20 protein-coding genes are annotated in these 21,177 nt (G+C 33.5%); 12 read left to right on the top strand and 8 right to left on the bottom strand.

What is annotated here, in order from left to right:
* Positions 1–67: 67 nt before the first annotated feature.
* The 4 genes from Q0856_RS14045 to Q0856_RS14030 form a co-directional block, all read right to left on the bottom strand.
* A complete protein-coding gene (locus Q0856_RS14045) occupies positions 68–2,488 on the bottom strand; it encodes a sodium-translocating pyrophosphatase (protein WP_298506038.1) in 2,421 nt (806 codons plus the stop codon).
* 109 nt (positions 2,489–2,597) lie between these two features.
* Positions 2,598–3,125: an inorganic diphosphatase gene (locus Q0856_RS14040; RefSeq protein WP_298479670.1), complete on the bottom strand. Its 528-nt coding sequence runs from the start codon at positions 3,123–3,125 to the stop codon at positions 2,598–2,600.
* A gap of 83 nt (positions 3,126–3,208) precedes the next feature.
* Positions 3,209–5,710, bottom strand: a complete 2,502-nt coding sequence (locus tag Q0856_RS14035; RefSeq protein WP_298506036.1) for a DUF5686 family protein — start codon at positions 5,708–5,710, stop codon at positions 3,209–3,211.
* 113 nt (positions 5,711–5,823) lie between these two features.
* Positions 5,824–6,801 carry a pyruvate dehydrogenase complex E1 component subunit beta gene (locus tag Q0856_RS14030; RefSeq protein ID WP_298479446.1) on the bottom strand — a complete coding sequence of 326 codons (978 nt, stop codon included), beginning with the start codon at positions 6,799–6,801 and terminating at the stop codon, positions 5,824–5,826.
* 178 nt (positions 6,802–6,979) lie between these two features.
* Between Q0856_RS14030 and Q0856_RS14025 the strand changes: the two genes are divergently transcribed.
* From Q0856_RS14025 to Q0856_RS13980, 10 genes are all read left to right on the top strand, one after another.
* A complete protein-coding gene (locus Q0856_RS14025; RefSeq protein WP_298479450.1) occupies positions 6,980–7,726 on the top strand; it encodes an electron transfer flavoprotein subunit beta/FixA family protein in 747 nt (248 codons plus the stop codon).
* A 46-nt stretch (positions 7,727–7,772) separates the two neighbouring features.
* Positions 7,773–8,741 (top strand): electron transfer flavoprotein subunit alpha/FixB family protein, encoded by a 969-nt coding sequence (locus Q0856_RS14020; RefSeq protein WP_298479453.1) that lies wholly within the window; start codon positions 7,773–7,775, stop codon positions 8,739–8,741.
* A gap of 88 nt (positions 8,742–8,829) precedes the next feature.
* Positions 8,830–9,465 carry a bifunctional nuclease family protein gene (locus tag Q0856_RS14015; protein ID WP_298479456.1) on the top strand — a complete coding sequence of 212 codons (636 nt, stop codon included), beginning with the start codon at positions 8,830–8,832 and terminating at the stop codon, positions 9,463–9,465.
* A 17-nt stretch (positions 9,466–9,482) separates the two neighbouring features.
* Positions 9,483–10,940 carry a nucleoside transporter C-terminal domain-containing protein gene (locus Q0856_RS14010; RefSeq protein ID WP_298506033.1) on the top strand — a complete coding sequence of 486 codons (1,458 nt, stop codon included), beginning with the start codon at positions 9,483–9,485 and terminating at the stop codon, positions 10,938–10,940.
* Positions 10,941–11,056: 116 nt separating this feature from the next.
* The gene (locus Q0856_RS14005; RefSeq protein ID WP_298506030.1) at positions 11,057–11,881 is read left to right on the top strand and encodes a thymidylate synthase; all 825 of its coding nucleotides are present in this window, start codon (positions 11,057–11,059) and stop codon (positions 11,879–11,881) included.
* A 23-nt stretch (positions 11,882–11,904) separates the two neighbouring features.
* Positions 11,905–12,696, top strand: a complete 792-nt coding sequence (gene bla, locus Q0856_RS14000; protein ID WP_298506027.1) for a subclass B1 metallo-beta-lactamase — start codon at positions 11,905–11,907, stop codon at positions 12,694–12,696.
* A 115-nt stretch (positions 12,697–12,811) separates the two neighbouring features.
* The gene (locus Q0856_RS13995) at positions 12,812–13,645 is read left to right on the top strand and encodes an energy transducer TonB (protein ID WP_298506025.1); all 834 of its coding nucleotides are present in this window, start codon (positions 12,812–12,814) and stop codon (positions 13,643–13,645) included.
* A 52-nt stretch (positions 13,646–13,697) separates the two neighbouring features.
* Positions 13,698–14,873, top strand: coding sequence for an ergothioneine biosynthesis protein EgtB (gene egtB / locus Q0856_RS13990; RefSeq protein ID WP_298506022.1), 1,176 nt, complete (start codon positions 13,698–13,700; stop codon positions 14,871–14,873).
* Positions 14,874–14,889: 16 nt separating this feature from the next.
* A complete protein-coding gene (locus Q0856_RS13985) occupies positions 14,890–15,873 on the top strand; it encodes an L-histidine N(alpha)-methyltransferase (protein WP_298506019.1) in 984 nt (327 codons plus the stop codon).
* Between the two features lie 22 nt (positions 15,874–15,895).
* Positions 15,896–16,177 (top strand): DUF427 domain-containing protein, encoded by a 282-nt coding sequence (locus Q0856_RS13980; RefSeq protein WP_298479476.1) that lies wholly within the window; start codon positions 15,896–15,898, stop codon positions 16,175–16,177.
* A 61-nt stretch (positions 16,178–16,238) separates the two neighbouring features.
* Here Q0856_RS13980 and Q0856_RS13975 read toward each other — a convergent pair whose 3' ends face one another.
* Both Q0856_RS13975 and Q0856_RS13970 read right to left on the bottom strand, forming a co-directional pair.
* A complete protein-coding gene (locus tag Q0856_RS13975; RefSeq protein ID WP_298479479.1) occupies positions 16,239–16,535 on the bottom strand; it encodes an isoamylase early set domain-containing protein in 297 nt (98 codons plus the stop codon).
* A gap of 150 nt (positions 16,536–16,685) precedes the next feature.
* On the bottom strand, positions 16,686–17,771 hold the full coding sequence (locus Q0856_RS13970; RefSeq protein WP_298479482.1) for an aminotransferase class V-fold PLP-dependent enzyme: 1,086 nt from the start codon (positions 17,769–17,771) through the stop codon (positions 16,686–16,688).
* A 55-nt stretch (positions 17,772–17,826) separates the two neighbouring features.
* Here Q0856_RS13970 and Q0856_RS13965 point away from each other — a divergent pair, with 55 nt between their 5' ends.
* Both Q0856_RS13965 and Q0856_RS13960 read left to right on the top strand, forming a co-directional pair.
* Positions 17,827–18,213 (top strand): 2TM domain-containing protein, encoded by a 387-nt coding sequence (locus Q0856_RS13965; protein ID WP_298506016.1) that lies wholly within the window; start codon positions 17,827–17,829, stop codon positions 18,211–18,213.
* Positions 18,213–18,704, top strand: a complete 492-nt coding sequence (locus tag Q0856_RS13960; RefSeq protein WP_298479488.1) for a dihydrofolate reductase — start codon at positions 18,213–18,215, stop codon at positions 18,702–18,704. The genes Q0856_RS13965 and Q0856_RS13960 overlap by 1 nt, the downstream gene beginning before the upstream one ends.
* Here Q0856_RS13960 and murI read toward each other — a convergent pair.
* Positions 18,693–19,481: a glutamate racemase gene (murI, locus tag Q0856_RS13955; RefSeq protein ID WP_298479491.1), complete on the bottom strand. Its 789-nt coding sequence runs from the start codon at positions 19,479–19,481 to the stop codon at positions 18,693–18,695. The genes Q0856_RS13960 and murI overlap by 12 nt on opposite strands.
* A gap of 9 nt (positions 19,482–19,490) precedes the next feature.
* On the bottom strand, positions 19,491–21,161 hold the full coding sequence (gene pafA / locus Q0856_RS13950) for an alkaline phosphatase PafA (RefSeq protein ID WP_298479494.1): 1,671 nt from the start codon (positions 21,159–21,161) through the stop codon (positions 19,491–19,493).
* Between the last annotated feature and the right edge of the window lie 16 nt (positions 21,162–21,177).

Genomic DNA, 21,177 nt, shown 5'->3' with positions numbered 1-21,177 from the left:
AAACTAAATATAAAAAACCGTCTCACATAAAAGTAAGACGGCCTTATTATTAATTAAAAAATAAAACTTAATTCTTCTTAACTTCTATTTTTTCAACAGTAATATCCGTTGACTCATCCCTACTTTTCACGTTTACACTTTCAAAGTTTTGCAATTGCTTTTCTACTTCTGTTTTTGTTCCTGAAAATATTTTTTCCTCTGTTATTTTTTTTCCATTTTCTACTGAAGCATAAACTACAGTAGCTTCTGCTACATCTTTATTTATAACAGTCATTTCTACATTTGCAGTTTCTGTATTCTTTTCACTAACATAAGCCGCAACCCCTTCTTCAGCATCTAATGCTATACTCGGTGCTATTACCAATGCCACTACCGACATTAATTTTAAAAGAATATTTAAAGATGGTCCAGAAGTATCTTTAAAAGGGTCACCAACTGTATCACCAACCACTGCTGCTTTATGAACATCCGTTCCTTTGCGACCATCTTCTTCAATCGTCTTTTTAGCATTGTCCCAAGCCCCACCAGCATTAGACTGAAAGATTGCCATAAGAACACCACAAGTAGTTACTCCCGCTAAAAGTCCCCCTAACATTTCAGCACCACCTATACCTACTAGCTTTCCTCCAAAACCTACAATAACAGGAACCGCTATAGCCAAAAGGCCTGGAAATACCATTTCTTTAATAGACGCTTTAGTAGAAATATCTATACATTTTCCGTAATCCGCAACACCATTCGCTGCATCAAATATTGCCCTATCCTCTGCAGAAGCCTTAGACATATCTGTATCATACTTACGCATAACTCCTAATGCCGCTTTCAATTCAGGAATATCTCTAAACTGACGACGTACCTCTTCTATCATTGCCATAGCTGCTCTACCTACAGCATTCATAGACAATGCAGAGAATACAAATGGCAACATACCCCCTATTAAAAGTCCTGCCATAATATCTGGTCTAGAGACATCAATAGAAGTAACATTTGCTGTTTTCATAAAAGCCGCAAATAAAGCTAATGCCGTTAAAGCTGCAGATGCTATAGCAAATCCTTTACCAATTGCCGCCGTAGTGTTACCAACTGCATCTAGTTTATCGGTACGCTCCCTTACTTCACTTGGTAATTCTGCCATTTCTGCAATACCACCAGCATTATCACAAATAGGGCCATAAGCATCTACCGCCAATTGTATTCCTGTATTTGCTAGCATCCCTACCGCTGCAATTGCAATACCGTAAAGACCTGCTTGGTTATGAGAAATCATAATCGCTGCTGCAATTAACAAAATAGGAATAGCCGTAGACATCATTCCTACTCCTAAACCTGCAATTATATTTGTTGCTGCTCCAGTTTCCGATTGCTTTACAATATCCATAACTGGTTTTTTTCCAGTTGCCGTATAATACTCAGTAATTTTACCTACCAACAATCCAGCAACTAGCCCAGCTATCGTTGCCCAAAACACTCCCATAGAGGTATATGTAGTTCCTGCTTCTACCCAAGATTCTGGTAACATTTTTTGAATAATAAAAAAGGAAGCTACCAACATTAAACCAGCAGAACCAAACTCTCCAATATTAAGAGCTGTTTGTGGATTTCCTCCATCCTTAACACGAACAAAAAATGTTCCTAAAATAGACATTAAAATACCTACTGCAGCAAGAACCAAAGGAAGATAAACCGCTCCTAAACCATTAAAAGAGGCTTGAAACTCTGGCAAACTAGCGTAAACCGCTCCAAGAACCATTGTACCTATAATAGACCCAACATAGGACTCAAATAAATCTGCTCCCATACCCGCAACATCTCCTACATTATCCCCAACATTATCTGCAATTGTCGCCGGATTTAATGGATGATCCTCTGGAATACCAGCTTCTACTTTACCTACTAAATCGGCCCCAACATCAGCTGCTTTTGTGTAAATACCACCTCCAACACGAGCAAAAAGTGCTATGGAAGATGCCCCTAAAGAAAATCCCGAAAGTACATTTAATACTTCTCCTAAGCCCCATCCTTGTCCACTATAAATCATAAATAATCCACTAAGACCCAAAACACCTAAACCAACAACTCCCAGTCCCATTACTGCACCACCTGCAAAAGCTACTTCTAAAGCCTTTCCTAAAGATGTTCTTGCTGCCTGCGTTGTTCTTACATTAGCTTTGGTTGCAACTTTCATTCCTATAAAACCTGCTAGAGCAGAACAAATAGCCCCAACAATAAAAGAAACCGCTACCATTCCATTAGAGCCTTGCTCCGAATTACCCTTAAAATAAAGTAATACCGCTACCCCAATAACAAAAATAGACAGAACTTTGTATTCTGCCTTTAAAAATGACATTGCTCCTTCTGCAATATTCTTAGCGATTTTTGCCATCGTATCATCTCCTTCATCTTGCTTGGAAACCCATGCATTTTTTATTCCGACAAAAATCAGGGCCAAAATACCAAAGGCCCATAAATAATTTACAATTAATTCCATATGATATTATCAATTTGTTAGTTATATGATAGTAAAAGTATGAAATCAATAACTATAAAAAAAGCCGCTTTTAAAATTAAAAGCGGCTTTTTTTATGATTTTCAATAGTTTAGATTGTAAAAGTACGTTTCTTTTTGTGCTCGCTTTTTTCATAACGTTCCACACATTCATGATATATTTTAACTGCCTCATCAGCATTTCCCCAACCACCGGTATCAACTTTCTTTTTTTCAAGGTCTTTATACACCTTAAAAAAGTGCTCAATCTCCTTTAATCTGTGAGGATTTAAATCGCTAATATCTTTATTATTACTCCAAATAGGATCAGAAACGGGTACGCAAATTATTTTTTCATCTGGTCCTTTTTCATCTGTCATATGAAAAACGCCTATTGGCCTTACTTCCATGACTACCATTGGATAAGTTGGCAGGTGACCTAGTACTAAAACATCTAAAGGATCGCTGTCTAATGCTAATGTCTCCGGAACAAAACCGTAATCTCCAGGGTACATCATAGAAGAAAAAAGCATTCTATCAAACCTAATTTTATTTAATGTAAAATCGTACTCATATTTATTTCTACTCCCTTTTGGTATTTCAATTAAAACATCAAAAGTTATATTATTCTTTTCTGCCATTTTTTTAGTCATTTTTTTCATATGCAAAGTTAACAAATGAACGTGAGCTCCTTAATGAAATTGTATTAATTATAGATTATTTTTTAAAATTTAAACCCAAAAGAACCTGTTACGCTAAACGGCCTTGCTTCTGGAGCATCTAAATAGTTACCCCTGAAGTTAAAATCTATTCTAAAAATTTTAAAAATGTTACCTATTCCAAAAGAATATTCATAATAAATCTTTTGAGATGGGGCCAATAAAGGAGTACTACTATTTGCTGGGGTATTTAGTGCTATATTCCCATCCGAAAGGTCTCCCCAAACCCCTCTTAAACCAACAATTTCTCTTAAATTCCATTTTCTAATTAGCGGTATTCTAGAAAAAAGTCTTCCATTAAAATTATGCTCTAAATGCAAAGCTGCATAGGTATCTGTTACAAATTCATAAAAATCCAAATTAGGAAAGGTTCCGTAATTAGAAAACAATGTCTGATTTCCGGGTATAACATTTAACAAACCTAAAGGAACTTCTCCAAAAGTTTTTCCAACTTCTAAAGTACTATACAATCTACCAAATCCTCCAATTTGCCAGGGTTGACTATACGAAAACTGAAGCTTACTATAGTTAAAATCGCTATCCATAACCCCATCTAAACCTTTTGTATAATTTAATAAGAGGGTACTATAATTATCATTAATATCTCTTCTTTCTACTCCATGACCAATTGTTTTCTTACCTGGAGTATATATTAAAATAGTATTAAAATCGAACTGTCTTACCTCTGAGGATATTCCTGTAGGATTTTCTAAATCAACATAATCTAAACTAAAGTCATCTGGCAATGCGGAATTTAATTTTCTATACGTACCTCCAACAGAGACTCTCACATTAGCTAAAGGCTCCGCCTCTATACTTAGCGCACTTAAGTTAATATTAGTAAGCCTATTATTTGCTCCTACTGTAAGTAATGAAGATGATGCTATACTTCTACCTAAAACATCATTAGTTGCTGTTAAACTAACCCCAAGTTGTTCTATATCTCTTCTATTACCTCCAGAAATAATTAGTCTACTCTTATTATCTAATAAAAATTTGGCCGATATTCCATGCTTTACTTTACGATCTTTAAAACCATATGCAGCATACCCTTCTATACGCCATTTGTCATTAGACCCGTAATATGTTCTCGCCCCCAAACGAACCCTGGGACCTTCTGCATCATTAAATCCAAAAACATCATACACTGAACCTATATCCATGTTCCATTTATCAATTTCTACATAACCAGACCCCAGAATACTAATTATATTATAGTAAGACTTAAATTTCGGAACGGTCTTCAAGGTATCTAACAGTTTGTATATACCAGATTCATCTTTATTTAAAGCCTCTAACCTATTTTTTGCCCAAAATGCATCATCTTTTACAACAACTTCGGGATCAAACGGATTACCATCTGTCTTATAAAAATCTTTTGGTTTTTCATTATCAAACTTATACCTATCGTAAACTGTTGTTCTTTTTCCGTAAACCCCTTTAGATTTCTCCTTCTTTTTAAAACTAAAATCACTTAACATATAATCCCTTTTTAAAAGAAAAACGGAATCATTCACCACATCAAAATCCTGTTCTATATAAATCTCTTTTACCCAATTTATATTTGCGCTTTTGGTAACTTCTAAATTTATACTCTTAATAGCATAGGTAGAGTCGTTTACCCAAAAATCTCCTTTAAAAGTTAATTCATTTTTTCTTCTTGGGTAATACACAATATTATAACACCATTTATTATCTATGTAGGCACTATCTCTTAACGCATAATTATATGTGTCTATTCCTGTCCTAGATAAGGGACTGGTAAAACTTTTATCAAAAAACTTTAAGTAGTTGTCATATATATCATAATCTTGATACAAATCCTTTACAAAGGCTATTATAGCTTGGTTGTTGTCGAAACCAGAGTTTTTATTCCCCAGAACTTCTACTTTTTCTTGCTTGGTAATATTATCTCCATACACCTTAGAAAAAGTTTCATTTAAAAATATGGGCAAATACGTTTTTCCCGTAATTCTTGAAGTATCTAAATCTTGAAAGACAAATTCTAACCCTTTAAAGATTTTGCGTTTCATTAAAGCACTATCTATTGTATTTAAATCGAATTCCACTTTCTCATATTTATCGAAAGCATATTGCTTAAACTTACGCACTCCATTTTCTCTCTTCTTAGCCCATATTTTGCGTAAAATATCAACCGCAGGATTATTTTTCTTAGATTGTTTGCCTGCTATAAGCACCACCTCATTTAACTGCTCTCTAGAAGGCTCTAAAACCACTTTCATCTCGTAAGTTACCTTACTGGTCAATGTTATGGTTTTACTTTCATAGCCAATAAAAGAAACTACTAAAGTTTTAAAATCACTTTCAGATTCCATATAAAACCTACCATTATCATTGGTAATAGTTCCTTCTGTAGAATTCTTAAATAATACATTAGCAAATGCTACGGGCTCTCCCAAGTCATCTATTACAATTCCAGACACCTTGGTTTGTGAATGCCCCAATATTGTTGCCAAAAACAACAATACAAAAACTATTTTTTTCATTTAATCTTATGTTCTAATCATCTGTATACGCAAAAAGCATACCAATAAAAAAGCTTCGCCGACAGTTTCTGTCGGCGAAGCTATAATACTTTTACAAAAAAGTGGTGTTTATTTTATTTATATAACACTTTTTTAACGGCTGTCACTACATCCTCATGGTTTGGTAACCACTCATCCAATAAAACTGGAGAGTAAGGTGCTGGTGTATCTGCAGTATTTATCTTAACTATTGGTGCATCTAAATAATCAAACGCATGGGATTGTACATGGTATGTAATTTCTGTAGCTACATTCCCGAAAGGCCAAGCCTCTTCTAAAATTACTAAACGATTCGTTTTTTTAACAGAATCTAAAACCGCTTTATAATCTAACGGTTTAACCGTACGCAAATCTATAATTTCACAACTAATACCTTCTTTCGCTAACTCATCGGCTGCTTTATCTGCTTCTTTGATAATTTTACCAAAAGAAACTATAGTTACATCTGATCCTTCTCTACGGATATCCGCTACTCCTAACGGAATAACAAACTCTCCTTCTGGCATTTCTCCTTTATCGCCATACATTTGTTCTGACTCCATAAATATTACAGGGTCATTATCTCTTATGGCTGCCTTAAGTAATCCTTTGGCATCTTTAGGATTAGATGGTACTACTACTTTTAAACCTGGACAGTTTGCGTACCAACTCTCAAAAGCTTGAGAGTGTGTTGCAGCCAATTGACCTGCAGATGCTGTTGGCCCTCTAAATACAATAGGGCATGGAAACTGACCACCAGACATTTGTCTAATTTTAGCCGCATTATTTATAATTTGATCTATGCCTACTAACGCAAAATTAAAAGTCATAAATTCTATAATTGGCCTATTACCAGTCATTGTAGACCCAACACCAACACCAGCAAAACCAAGTTCTGAAATAGGAGTATCTATAACTCTCTTTGGACCAAATTCATCTAACATTCCTTTAGAGGCCTTATAAGCTCCATTATATTCAGCAACTTCCTCACCCATTAAATAAATGGATTCGTCTCTTCTCATTTCTTCGGACATAGCTTCCGCTATAGCTTCTCTAAATTGTAGTGTTTTCATATTTATAACAATAATATTCCTAAATTAAATACCCTAAAGGCACGCAAAAATAGGAAAATATATATCAAAATAAGAACCATAATTATCAAAAAAAGTTATAAATTTACTATGCATGCATAGTAAATTTGAAAATTATTAGCTATCTTAGCCCAATCATTTTTAAAAGCCAATTTATTAGATGAAAATATTAGTTTGTATTAGTAACGTACCAGACACTACTTCCAAAATTAATTTTACGGATGGTGACACAAAGTTTGACACCAATGGTGTGCAATTTGTTATAAACCCAAATGATGAGTTTGGACTTACAAGAGCCATGTGGTTTAAAGAAAAACAAGGAGCAACAGTACACGTGGTATCTGTTGGAGGCCCAACCATAGAACCAACTATTCGTAAAGCCTTAGCCATTGGAGCAGATGAAGCTATTCGTGTAAATGCAGAACCTACAGATGGTTTCTTTGTTGCAGAACAATTAGCTGAAGTTGTTAAAAATGGAGATTACAATCTTGTAATAGCCGGTAGAGAATCAATAGATTACAACGGAGGAATGGTTCCAGGGATTTTGGCTTCATTATTAAACATGAATTTTGTAAATACTTGTATAAGTCTTGAAATAGACGGAGAAAATGCTACTGCTCAAAGAGAAATTGACGGTGGTAAAGAAACCATATCCACGTCCTTACCTTTAATTATTGGTGGTCAAAAAGGATTGGTTCAAGAATCCGATTTAAAAATTCCCAACATGAGAGGAATTATGATGGCTAGACAAAAGAAACTAACCGTTTTGGAACCTATAGAAGCATTAAATGCAACTGCGGATACTAAATTTGAAAAGCCAACAGCCAAAGGTGCAGTTAAAATGGTCGATGCTAACAATGTTGACGAATTGATTAACCTTCTTCACAACGAGGCCAAAGTAATTTAATATAAATCCCAAGTTCCACTTTTTGGAACTCGAAAACTCAAGAAAAATGTCAGTCTTAATATATACGGAATCCGAAAACGGGAAATTCAAAAAAAATGCTTTTGAAGTTGCTTCTTATGCCGCTGAAGTTGCTAAGCAATTAGGAACTACGGTAACAGCTATATCCATAAATTGTGAAGAAAATGCCACTCTGGGCACTTACGGTGTTTCTAAAGTACTTCAAGTAAACAATGACAGCTTAAAAGACTTTAATGCAAAGGCCTATGCTAATACTATCATTGAGGCGGCTAAAGCTGAAGATGCAAAAGTTATTATAACAAGCTCTAGTACAGATGCTAAGTATCTTGCCCCTCTAGTTAGCGCTTCTTTAAAAGCTGGTTACACACCTAATGTTGTCGCTACTCCAGAAAGCACAAGTCCTTTTATAGTAAAAAGAACTACTTTTAGTAATAAAGGCTTTGCCTTTACAGAAATAAAAACGGATATAAAAGTTATAGCCGTTTCTAACAATTCGTACGGAATTACAGAAAACAATACTACAGCAAGTGTAGAAGATTTTTCAGTATCCTTAAACGATACCGATTTTTCTACAAAATCTGTAGAAGTAGACAAAGTAGTTGGAAAAGCAACTATTGCAGATGCTGAAATTGTTGTATCTGGAGGTAGAGGATTAAAAGGTCCCGAAAATTGGGGAATGATAGAAGAGCTTGCGGAAGTTTTAGGTGCAGCTACTGCTTGTTCCAAACCTGTTTCTGACCTTGGATGGAGACCACATGGAGAACATGTAGGACAAACTGGAAAACCGGTCGCTAGTAATCTATATATTGCTATTGGTATCTCTGGAGCAATACAACACTTAGCTGGGGTAAGCTCCTCCAAAACCAAAGTTGTTATAAACACGGACCCTGAGGCTCCTTTTTTTAAAGCCGCTGACTATGGTATTGTAGGAGATGCTTTTGAGGTTGTTCCTCAACTCATCGAAAAATTAAAAGAATTTAAAGCTCAAAACACTTAATTTTTGTTAATTTGTGCTCTTAATGGGCTGTTTAAATATTCGGGATACCCATCTATTTAAACAGCCTTTTTCTTTTTTACAATTATTTATGAGCTTAGTAAGATTAAAAATAAAAGGTATTTCCTATAGCCAAACGCAGAATGGCGCATATGCCCTCATTTTAAATGAAGTGGAAGGCGACCGTAAATTACCTATTGTAATAGGGGCTTTTGAAGCTCAATCTATAGCAATAGCATTGGAAAAGGAAATAAAACCTCCTAGACCCCTAACCCACGATTTATTTAAAAATTTTTCGGATCGTTTTGAGATTATTGTAAAACAAGTAATTATTCACAAACTAGTAGATGGAGTATTCTATTCTAGTATTATTTGTGAAAGGGATGGTATAGAAGAAATAATAGATGCCAGAACAAGTGATGCTATTGCATTAGCCTTACGTTTTAGCGCTCCAATATTTACGTATAAGACCATTTTAGATAAGGCCGGTATTTTCTTGAAATTTTCTTCAAAAGACAAAGATAAAGAAGAAGAAAATGACGATAGCATAATGGTTGACGAAATTTTACAAGAAGGTGGGGAACCTGTAGAAATAGAATCTGGAGCTACAGATGGCTACACAGAGTTAACTACCGACGAACTTCATAAAGAATTAAATAAAGCAGTAGCCAGTGAAGACTACGAAAAAGCTGCTAAATTAAGGGATGAAATATCCAAACGTAATTGATTTTTAAAAAGATTTGCATGAAAAGTTGGAGTTTGGTAGTACTTGTGTTTTTCTTATTTACTTTTTCATCATTCTCACAAGAAATTGGTATACAAGACAGCATAACTACCTTAAACCAGACCACTATTATTAACGACATATCTGCTCCGACTAATAAAGTAATACCTAATGCAGGCTTTTCTTTCAACAGTCTATCAAGAGGTGTCTTGGGCATGCTTGTTTTGCTCTTTATATGCTATTTATTTAGTGCCAATAGAAAAGCCATAAACTGGAAAACCGTTGGTATTGGATTGGCTATTCAATTGTTTATTGCTATTGGAGTATTAAAAGTTCCTTTTATTCAGAAAATATTTGAAGGTTTAGGTCAGGTTTTTGTAAAAATCCTAGACTTTACAAGAGCTGGAAGTCAATTTCTATTTGAAGGACTTGTTGTAGACATGGATACCTTTGGGTTTATATTTGCTTTTCAAGTACTACCCACCATTATATTTTTCTCTGCTCTAACATCTGTATTGTTTTATCTAGGAATAATACAAAAAGTAGTAAAAGGTTTAGCTTGGTTATTATCTAAATCTTTAGGCATATCGGGTGCAGAAAGTTTAAGTGTTGCAGGCAATATATTCCTAGGACAAACCGAAGCGCCTTTATTAATAAAAGCGTATTTAGAAAAAATGACCAAATCGGAAATTCTTTTGGTTATGATTGGTGGTATGGCAACCGTTGCTGGGGCTGTTCTTGCCGCATATATCGGTTTTTTAGGAGGAGATGACCCCGTATTACGCTTGCAATTTGCGAAACACTTATTAGCCGCATCTGTAATGGCTGCACCAGGAGCAATTGTTATTTCTAAAATACTATACCCCCAAACAGAAGAAATAAACACAGATGTTAATGTCTCTTCTGAAAAAATAGGTGCTAATTTTTTAGATGCAATTGCAAATGGTACAACAGAAGGTCTAAAATTAGCTGTAAACGTCGGCGCTATGCTTCTTGTATTCGTGGCATTTATTGCAATGATAAATTGGGTTTTTGGAGCATTTGGTGAATTAACCCATATAAATAATTTTTTAGTTGAGAACACGTCTTATGAAAGACTTTCTTTAGAAGCTATATTAGGAACTATATTTGCCCCTTTAATGTGGCTCATTGGTGTAGCTAATGAAGATATTATGCTCATGGGGCAGCTTTTAGGAATTAAATTAGCTGCTAGTGAATTTATAGGATACATACAATTAGCAGAACTTAAAGATATGGCCAACGCCACGCATTTTACATATAACAAATCCATCATTATGGCAACCTATATGCTATGCGGTTTCGCCAATTTTGCCTCTATCGGTATTCAGATAGGTGGCATTGGTTCCTTAGCACCAGGGCAACGAAAAACACTTTCAGAATTTGGAATGAAAGCCGTTTTAGGAGGCTCTTTAGCCTCTTTACTTTCCGCTACCATTGCCGGAATGATTCTGGGATAAATACTTACTCTTAACTTAAAATTAGCAGTTAATAATTAATGGATAATTATTAACTTTCTCCTTGCCGTACCACAAATTCTTTTTCTATTTTTACTAATATTAAGCAACACATTTTTATGAAACAATATCACGATTTACTAAAACACGTATTAGAAACAGGAAACCAAAAAGGAGACCGTACTGGTACCGGAACTGTTAGTGTTTTTGGACATCAAATGCGTTTTGATTTAAGTAAAGGGTTCCCCATGGTTACTACAAAAAAATTACATTTAAAATCTATCGTGTATGAGTTGCTTTGGTTCTTAAAAGGAGATACCAACATTAAGTACCTGCAAGAAAATGGCGTTCGTATTTGGAACGAATGGGCAGACGAAAATGGAGATTTAGGACCAGTTTACGGACACCAATGGCGTAATTGGAACAACGATGAAATTGACCAAATAAAAGAGGTTATTCACTCTCTCAAAACCAACCCAAATAGCAGAAGAATGTTAGTTTCTGCTTGGAATCCTAGCGTATTACCTGATACTTCTAAATCTTTTTCAGAGAATGTTGCCAATGGTAAAGCAGCCCTACCTCCTTGCCATGCTTTTTTTCAGTTTTATGTAGCAGATGGTAAACTCTCTTGCCAATTATACCAACGTAGTGCCGATATTTTTCTTGGCGTTCCTTTTAACATTGCATCATATGCCTTGTTTACCATGATGATGGCACAAGTTTGTGGGTACGAAGTTGGAGAATTTATACACACCTTTGGTGATGCCCATATATACAACAATCATATGGAGCAAGTAGAACTACAATTGAGTAGAGAGCCAAGACCTCTACCAAAAATGACTTTAAATCCAAAAGTTAAAGATATTTTTGATTTTAATTTTGAGGATTTCACTTTAAGTGATTATAATCCTCACCCCCATATTAAAGGAATAGTAGCTATATAATTTTATTCTAAAAAGTAATATTAATGAATAAGTTATTATCCGTGCCTTTCCTATGTATAGCAATAGTGTTTTTTTCATGCAAAGGAACAAAAGTTAGTACGGCTAGTTTCTCCAATGAACGATTGCAAAGAAAACTTCCTAAGGATAGCCCGATTTATAAAACGGACAACTTAATTATTAAAAAGATTACTAATCATATTTACGCACATATTTCTTATTTATATACAGAAGATTACGGAAAAGTAGCCTGTAACGGAATGTTAGTTCTAAATGACAATAAGGTTATTGTTTTTGACACCCCTACAGATAACAAAAGTTCCCAAGAACTAATAAACTTTACTACCAAAAAACTAAATAGTAAAATAATCGCTTTAATTCCAACACATTTCCATGAAGATTGTATTGGCGGCTTACAAGAGTTTGAAAAACACAACATACAACTACATGTGTACAAACGTACTCTTGAATTACTAGAGAAGAAAGGACAAAAGTTTTCAAAACCTATCACGGAATTTGACAATAACCTAATACTTAGTATCGGAGATGAAAATATTTATGCCGATTTTTATGGAGAAGGGCATACAAAAGATAATATTATAGGATACTTTCCTAAAGATAATGCCATTTTTGGTGGATGCTTAATAAAAGGTGTTGGCGCAAGCAAAGGTTATTTAGGAGATGCAAACACAGCGCAATGGTCTAAAACTGTACTAAAAATAAAATGGCAGTACCCAAACGCAAAAGTTATAATTCCGGGTCATGGAAATTGGGGCGGAACAGAATTGTTCGATTATACCATAAAACTATTTCGATAGATTTAATTATACTTTTAAATTTTATTTTGAAGGAAAAACCATCAGTATCCATGATTAAATACCTATAAAATTAATTGCTATTGTAATATCTTAGCCATACGAACTATAATTCGTTATGATGACTAAATTACAACTACTAAGCATCCTATTTTTCACTTTAAGTAATCTCGTTTTTTCTCAAAATAAAGATTCTTCTATTTACTTTCCTCAAGAACAAATAATACTAGAGAATTGTAGCGATGCTACGGATACTAACGAATGTCTTGTGACTTATTTTCAGGAATCAGTAAACAACAAACTCCATGAAAAGAAGTATCTAAAACTAATTTCTAAACAAAAAAAAGATACAGTTTACGTAGGAGCTAGGCTTGTTTTTAATCCAGACCAAAGCTTAAATAAAGATAACAGCTACACATGGATTTCTGGTAAAAAATTGCAAAAACTAGACCCCGTAATCAATGCTATTTTCCTAAACACCAATATTAAAGAAATTGCAAACAAAAAAACACCACTTATTTCTTATCATAATTTATGGTATAAATTTTATATCCGTAAAAATGGGAAAGAAACAAAACTTCATCCAATCCCAAATAAAAAAAAATACACAGGTGGTGTTGTAGAAAAAGTTCCTGTTTTTCAAGGTTGCGAAAATCTAACTAATAAGGATGCCAGAGTATGCTTCAACAATCAAATGGAAGCACATATTAGACAACATTTTCGATACCCTAATAAGGCTCAAAAAATGAGACTACAAGGTAGAGTTTCTATTATGTTTAAAATAAATGAAGAAGGTACTATTAGTAATATTAAAACTAAAGGGCCGCATAAAATATTGGAAGAAGAAGCCATTAGAATAATTAAGCTTATTCCTAAATGTGAACCTGGCTTAATTAACGGAAAACCAACACCCATTCCTTTTTCTATTCCCATTTCTTTTAGATTACAATAAAGCCTTTCGGCTATTTTAACTGTTTTTGTCTTTTACATAATCCTTATCTTTAATGGAAAATCATTTTATGACCCTTACAAACTCGTATCTCAACCTTTTTATGGAGACACGTAAGCATACCGAAGATATATGTAGCCCTTTAGAGACCGAAGATTATGTTGTACAGCCAATAGCAAATGTATCGCCACCCAAATGGCATTTAGGGCATACTACATGGTTTTTTGAAGAGTTTATTCTTAAGCCACATTCCAAAAAATACGCTGTCTTTAATGACGATTTTTCTTTTGTTTTTAATAGCTATTATGAGTCTGTTGGCAAAAGAGTTGTTCGTTCTGATAGAGGTAATTTATCTAGACCTTCTGTACAAAAAATATACGATTACAGAAGATATGTTACTAAGGCTATAGAAGAACTCATGAAATCTGCTCCTAGCACTGAACTGTTGAAACTACTAGAAATAGGAATTCACCACGAAAAACAACACCAAGAGTTACTTCTTACAGATATTAAATATATTCTAGGGAACAACCCTTTATTGCCAAAATATAATACTATTATAAAAGAGTGCTCCATTGAAAACATAGAACAAGAATGGATTTCCATAAGCGAAGGTGTTTACAAAATTGGACATAAAAATGACTCTTTTTGCTATGACAATGAGTTAGGCGTTCATAAGGTATACCTACAGGAATACCAAATAGCTAACAAATTAGTAACTAATAAAGAATATATTGCTTTTATAGAAGCTGGCGGCTACAACAATCATAATTATTGGCATGCTGAAGCTTGGGACTGGGTAAACTCCAATAAAATTACAACACCTTTATACTGGCACAAAATAGAGGATAAATGGCACTATTATACCCTTAATGGTCTTCAAGAAATTAACCTAGAGGCCCCTGTAACCCATATTTCTTATTATGAATCTTTTGCCTATGCGCAATACAAAAAATTAAGACTTCCCACGGAGTTCGAATGGGAAGTTGCGCAAAGTCATTTTGATTGGGGAAAACGCTGGGAATGGACAGAAAGTGCCTATTTACCATACCCTGAATACGCAAAAGCGGATGGTGCATTGGGAGAATATAATGGTAAGTTTATGGTTAACCAAAAAGTACTCCGCGGAGGTTCTATTGCTACTCCTTTAAACCATACCCGACATACATATCGCAATTTTTTTCCAACAAATATTAGATGGCAATTTACAGGATTAAGGTTAGCCAAATAATTACGACAAAGAGAAAATGCAAGAAAACACTAAAGTTCTTTTCACTAATGCTTTTGAGGAGGACATCTATAACGGTCTAACAAAATATCCTAAACAATTATCTTCTAAATATTTTTACGACGCTAATGGAGATAAGCTTTTTCAGGATATAATGAAAATGCCAGAATACTATTTAACAGATTGCGAATTCTCTATTTTAGAAAAGTATAAAGAAGAAATATCTGCCCTTTTCTACAAGCATGAACAAGCCTTTAGTTTTATTGAATTAGGCGCTGGAGACGGCAAAAAGACCAAAATATTATTAGAATATTTTTCTCATAAAAAAATAGATTTTAAATACCAACCTATAGATATTAGTCAAAATGCATTAGATCTCTTAGAAAAATCCTTAAACCAAGAGCTACCAAATGTAACTGTAGAAAAATTACAGGGGAGTTATTTTGATGCTTTAAACAAAGCACATATACAGAATGATGTAAAAAAAATTATTCTCTTTCTAGGCTCTAATATTGGGAATATGCTACACCACGAGGCCATTGATTTTTTAAATTCTATTGGGGATTATATGCATTCCGAAGATTTATTTTTAGTGGGGTTCGATTTAAAAAAGAACCCGCAAACCATACTCGATGCTTATAATGACCCTACAGGAATAACTGCTGCTTTTAACAAAAACATTCTATTAAGAATTAACACCTCTTTAGATGCGAACTTTAATTTAGACGCCTTTAAACACTGGGAAACTTACAACCCAGAAACGGGTACCGCTAAAAGTTATTTAGTTTCTACAAAAGACCAAGAGGTAACACTAAAAAATTTAGATTTAAAAATAGAATTTAAAGCTTGGGAAACCATACATACGGAAGTCTCTCAAAAGTATGATGACCAAACCGTGGAACATATTGCAAAATCCGCAGGCTTAGAAATTGTAACACAATTTAGTGACGAAAAAACATATTATAAAAATTATATTTTCCGTAAACAATCTAGTAATATTTAAATCCAGACTAAAAAGACATCTTATGAAAGCAATTTGGAATAATACAATAATAGCAGAAAGTGATAACACCGTAGTTATTGAAAACAATCACTATTTTCCTGCTGATAGCATAAAAAAAGAATATTTCAGAGAAAGTAACACGCATACTACTTGTGCCTGGAAAGGAATAGCATCTTACTACACTATAGATGTAGATGGTAAGGAAAATTTAGACGCAGCTTGGTTTTACCCAGAAGTTAGTGAACTCGCCAGAACAATTAAGAATCATGTAGCCTTTTGGAAAGGTGTTGAGATAACAGAATAATAATATACCTAGAATACGTTACTATAAAGTAAAGCGTAACGTATTCTAAGTTTACTTAAAACTATAGTTTTAACACCGCATTCTCCGAACCAGCATACTCATTCCACTGATAACCATCTGCCTCGACTTCATTTACATAAGCACCATCGATAAGATACTTAAATTCAAAAGAAGACTCTCTAGGTAAATTCATAGTACCTTTAAAAGTACCATTCTTTAATTTCTTTAAAGCTGCTCCTTTTGGTTTCCAATTATTAAAATCCCCAACAACTTCCACTTTCTTTGCTTCACTTGCAGGAACTGTAAAGGTTACCTTACAAATTGGTTTCGTTTTTAAATACTGTTTTGCAATAGCCATGATATAATAAGTTAAAATACAGCGTAAAATAACACAATAACCACCTCATTAACAATGATTAATATCATTATTATCGATTTAATAATATATTAATAACATTTAACACCTAAAACGAAAAAAGACCTCTCATTTTTCCTACAAATACAATTTTTATTTTGCAGCTTTTACAATTTTAACTATTTCTTGTACGTCTTTCTCTGTATTATAAAAATGAAAGCTAAACCTTATTCCTTCTCCTCTTTGTGAACAAACCACACCATTATCCGTTAAGTGTTGAAATAGTTTATCATTCCCATTTATGCAAAATATAGAACTATGTATCTTCCTATTTACTACGAGGTCTTCTAATACATCTAATTTGATGAATTCTTCTTTTGCATAGGCAGATATTTCTTTTATCCTCTTTTCAATTTTATCCATACCTATTTTCATCATAAATTCAACAGAAAAGTTTAGACTTCCAAAAACCAAACAGGACAAGTGTCCTGGCTCGAACTTTTTAACAAAAGGTATATTGTTTTTTTGGGTTTCATCTGCTCCTGCAGCTGAAAAACCAATGATAGGAATATTAAATTTATCTTTAACAGATTCTTTGAAAAGCATAAAGCCATTTCCGTACCCCGATAACAACCATTTATAAGCACTTGCCGCAAGAATATCTATACCAGATTCTTCAAAATTAAAATCTTCTGTTCCGCAATACTGAGTACCGTCCGCAATTATTAATAAATTAGGATTTTGGGCCTTTAATTTCTTTAGAAAATCTAAATCTATTTTCACTCCATTAACCCATTGAACAATACTTAATGCCAGAACCTGAATTTTTTCCTTTTCTACAACTTCTTCTATATCTTTTTCTAAAACAGTAGAAACAGGAATTTTTAATATATTAAATTCGCGAGAGTCAAACGGCCAACTTACCGAAGGGTAATCATTCTCCAGTAATAATATTTTTCTATTTTTTTCTAAAGAACTTAATACCATATTAATACCAAGAGAAAAATTAGAAATCAAAGCTACAGAATCACTTTTGCAATGAAACATAGAACCTACTGATTCTCTTGTTCGTTGTATTATTTCTAAACTTTTGGACCTCATGGTACTTCCTCCCAATAAAAAGTCTAAATCATGTTCCTGTCTCCAATCTAATAAATCCTCAGAAAATAAACCTAAAGAAGCTGTATTGGCATAAATGTATTGTCTTAATACTGGAAATTTACTTCTTAGCTTATCCATATGCACCGTGTTATTTACGAATTACTGTATCTTTGATGTAAATATAAGTATTGCCATGTTTTCCAAGAATAAAAAAGCACCATCTTTAGATGTTGAACAACATGAACTATTAGAAAACGCTCAAATACGTATTAAACAAAAGAAACGTTTATATACTCATTTTGTAATTTTCTTGATTGGAAGTGTATTTTTAATTCTAGTGAATAAAATTCTTAAATACGGAGAGGAGTACAATTGGTTTATCTGGGGTATAACCTTTTGGGCATTTTTATTTGTTATTCATATTTTCAATGTTTTTTTTACTCAAAAATTTATGGGCAAAGATTGGGAAAGACTACAAAGAGAAAAACTAGTTTCCAAACAAAAAAAACGTATTCTAGAAATTCAGAAAGAAATAGAAACTGAATTTCCAACACATAACATCAATAAAAAAAAAGAGTAGTGTATAACATAACTATGATAGCTGCAGCTGCAGAAAACAATGCTTTAGGAAAAGACAATGACTTATTATGGCATTTACCGGATGACTTTAAAAGGTTTAAAAAACTAACAACGGGACATAAAATAATAATGGGTAGAAAAACTTTCGAGAGTTTTCCTAAACCATTACCTAATAGAGTTCATATAATTATTACACGAGATATTAATTATACGGTAAATTATCCCGATTGTATTATTGTGCACTCTCTTGAAGAAGCCTTCGCATGGGTAAAAAATGAAGATTGTTTTATTATCGGTGGTGGAGAAATATATAAGCAAGGAGAAGCATTTGCTACTAAAATAGAATTAACAAGAGTACATACTTCATTAGATGCGGATACATTCTTTCCAGAAATTAATAATAGTATTTGGAAACTAACACAGAAAGAACATCATCCCAAAGACGACAAGCACAAATATGCCTTTACTTATTTAACGTATTTAAAAATCTAAATAAGATACAGAGACCATCATATCTTCATTTTGCACCATATTCTCAAGGACCTCTTCCTCTGCATTCGTAAAAAATTGATGCTTACTTTTAAAATTTAAAGTATTTAAAATTCCATTTTTTTCTAATACTGATTTTGTTTGTCTAGCTACTGCCTCACCTGAATCTATAATTTTTACATCCGTTGGTAGAATTTCTTTTAAAACAGGTATTAAGTAAGGATAATGCGTACAACCTAAAACTAAATAATCCATTCCTTCCTTTAGCATAGGATTTAAAAACCCTAATAAAAGGGTTTTAATTTTTTCTCCTTTTAACTCTCCACTTTCAATTAAAGGAACCAATCCCTTACCAACTCTTTCTATTATTTTAATTCCATTAGCATGGTTTTCGGCTGTACTATGAAATAAACTACTAGAAAGCGTTCCTTTTGTTGCTAGAACGCCTATTATTTTAGATTTAGATTGTAATGCTGCTGGTTTAATCGCTGGTTCTATACCAATAAAAGGAATAGCGTAATTTGTTCTTAGGTAATCTATTGCATTAGTTGTTGCTGTATTACATGCCACAACAACTAACTTACAATTTTGCGCTAATAAATACTCCGTATTTTTAATACTCAACTTTAGTATTTCTTCTTTGGGCCTTTCACCATATGGTGCATTGATACTGTCAGCTAAATAAATAATATTCTCATTAGGAAGAAGCGCCTGTATTTCTCTCCATATAGAAGTGCCTCCAATTCCAGAATCAAAAATACCAATAGGCCTATTATCCATAATATAAAATTACTCTAAAACAGAAACAATTGGTTTTCCTGTAGTTCCACTTGGAAAAGCTATACCTAACAATGAAGTTATTGTTGGTGCTATATCAGGTATTTCTGTTCTCTCAAATGTATATCCTTTTTTAATTCCTTTTCCATAAAACAATAAAGGAACGTGAGTGTCATAAATTTGAGGAGAACCATGAGTCGAGCCTGTTTTAGGATAATGAATAGTGCCAGGAGCTAAAACAACTAATACATCGCCTGAACGCTTTTGATTAAAACCATTTTGTAATATATAAGGAATACCGTTAGTGTATTGATTTTTCCACATTTGATTCCCTGTATAAACCCTATCAACATCAGAATAACTTAAAACTTCTTTTGCTATTGCCTCCTGTACCTCACTAACCTCTAATTCTAAATTTTTGATGATTTTATGATCTAAGAAAAATTGAAGATTAGAAAAATTCTTCACAATATCGGTAGTTCCATATGTATATTCTAAAAATTCCTTTAATCTAAGTTTCATCCCTTTATTCTCAACATAACCTGCAGGTATTTTATTATCTTTTAAATAAGCAGGAACATGTATTGCAGCATGATCTGCAGTTAGGAATAGTGTGTACTCTCCTTTACCTACTTCCTTGTCTAATGCAATAAATAAACGTTCTAAGTCTTTATCTAATCGCAGATAAGTATCTTGTATTTCTTTAGAATTAACACCAAACTTATGCCCCACATAATCTGTACTAGAAAAACTAACTGCTAAGAAATCGGTGTTATTGTCTTTACCTAAATTTTCACCTTTTAACGCTTCAATAGCAAAATCTGTCGTTATACTGTTTCCATAAGGAGTAGCTTTTAAAATATCATAATGTTCATTTGCGTCCCATAAAGAAAAAAGGTTATGCGGAAATATAGGGGCAGATTCCCCTATAAAAAGCCCTTCGTACATGGTGTTATCTAATCCACTTTCTTTATACGTATTAATATCCTTGATTGTATTCCAGGATTTTTTATAAGCATCTACTCTTCTGCTAGAATTAAACTTCGCAACCCATTGAGGCAAAGCATTCATATAAAAAGTACTTGTTATCCAATTACCTTCATTGCCTCCATAAAACCAATATGCCGCATTTGCCGTATGGCCTCCTGGTAACACAGCTCCTCTATCTTTTAAAGCAATTGCTATTGTTTTTCCTCTATTTTGGGTATGTAATCTTAATTGATCCGTCATAGTTGTAACGGACATTCTGTGCGGTGACATGGCGCCAGCTTTTGTCTTTGTTCCCACAGATGAATATGTAGAATCTGCTGCACAATATACCGATACACCTTCCTCTTTATCATACCAATTGTTCCCTATAATTCCATGTGTTGCAGGAGTAGTTCCTGTATATATTGAGGTATGACCAGGTCCAGTACTTGTTGGCGCATAATTAAAATGATTATTTCTGCAACTATACCCCTCCCTTAATAACTTCTTAAAACCACCTTCTCCATAATGATTAAAAAAACGAGTTAGATAATCATATCGCATTTGATCAACGACTATTCCAACCACTAATTTTGGATTTGTTACTTCTTTCTCTTTATTTTCTACCTTTTTTTTCCTTTGACCGTAGTTATAATTTGAAAAATTAAAAAATAAAGAAAGTAATACTAATGCTATAATCTTCTTGGCATGCATAATATCTAAATTGACG

This window comes from uncultured Maribacter sp. (assembly GCF_947496775.1).
Classification (GTDB): domain Bacteria; phylum Bacteroidota; class Bacteroidia; order Flavobacteriales; family Flavobacteriaceae; genus Maribacter_B.
The sequence above is the reverse complement of the archived record's forward strand: the minus strand, read 5'-3'. Positions and strand labels throughout refer to the sequence as shown.

Coding starts and splice junctions, on each gene's coding strand:
- Q0856_RS14045 (WP_298506038.1), bottom strand. CDS start 2,488: ATGGAATTAATTGTAAATTATTTATGGGCCTTTGGTATTTTGGCCCTG.
- Q0856_RS14040 (WP_298479670.1), bottom strand. CDS start 3,125: ATGGCAGAAAAGAATAATATAACTTTTGATGTTTTAATTGAAATACCA.
- Q0856_RS14035 (WP_298506036.1), bottom strand. CDS start 5,710: ATGAAAAAAATAGTTTTTGTATTGTTGTTTTTGGCAACAATATTGGGG.
- Q0856_RS14030 (WP_298479446.1), bottom strand. CDS start 6,801: ATGAAAACACTACAATTTAGAGAAGCTATAGCGGAAGCTATGTCCGAA.
- Q0856_RS14025 (WP_298479450.1), top strand. CDS start 6,980: ATGAAAATATTAGTTTGTATTAGTAACGTACCAGACACTACTTCCAAA.
- Q0856_RS14020 (WP_298479453.1), top strand. CDS start 7,773: ATGTCAGTCTTAATATATACGGAATCCGAAAACGGGAAATTCAAAAAA.
- Q0856_RS14015 (WP_298479456.1), top strand. CDS start 8,830: ATGAGCTTAGTAAGATTAAAAATAAAAGGTATTTCCTATAGCCAAACG.
- Q0856_RS14010 (WP_298506033.1), top strand. CDS start 9,483: ATGAAAAGTTGGAGTTTGGTAGTACTTGTGTTTTTCTTATTTACTTTT.
- Q0856_RS14005 (WP_298506030.1), top strand. CDS start 11,057: ATGAAACAATATCACGATTTACTAAAACACGTATTAGAAACAGGAAAC.
- bla (WP_298506027.1), top strand. CDS start 11,905: ATGAATAAGTTATTATCCGTGCCTTTCCTATGTATAGCAATAGTGTTT.
- Q0856_RS13995 (WP_298506025.1), top strand. CDS start 12,812: ATGATGACTAAATTACAACTACTAAGCATCCTATTTTTCACTTTAAGT.
- egtB (WP_298506022.1), top strand. CDS start 13,698: ATGGAAAATCATTTTATGACCCTTACAAACTCGTATCTCAACCTTTTT.
- Q0856_RS13985 (WP_298506019.1), top strand. CDS start 14,890: ATGCAAGAAAACACTAAAGTTCTTTTCACTAATGCTTTTGAGGAGGAC.
- Q0856_RS13980 (WP_298479476.1), top strand. CDS start 15,896: ATGAAAGCAATTTGGAATAATACAATAATAGCAGAAAGTGATAACACC.
- Q0856_RS13975 (WP_298479479.1), bottom strand. CDS start 16,535: ATGGCTATTGCAAAACAGTATTTAAAAACGAAACCAATTTGTAAGGTA.
- Q0856_RS13970 (WP_298479482.1), bottom strand. CDS start 17,771: ATGGATAAGCTAAGAAGTAAATTTCCAGTATTAAGACAATACATTTAT.
- Q0856_RS13965 (WP_298506016.1), top strand. CDS start 17,827: ATGTTTTCCAAGAATAAAAAAGCACCATCTTTAGATGTTGAACAACAT.
- murI (WP_298479491.1), bottom strand. CDS start 19,481: ATGGATAATAGGCCTATTGGTATTTTTGATTCTGGAATTGGAGGCACT.
- pafA (WP_298479494.1), bottom strand. CDS start 21,161: ATGCATGCCAAGAAGATTATAGCATTAGTATTACTTTCTTTATTTTTT.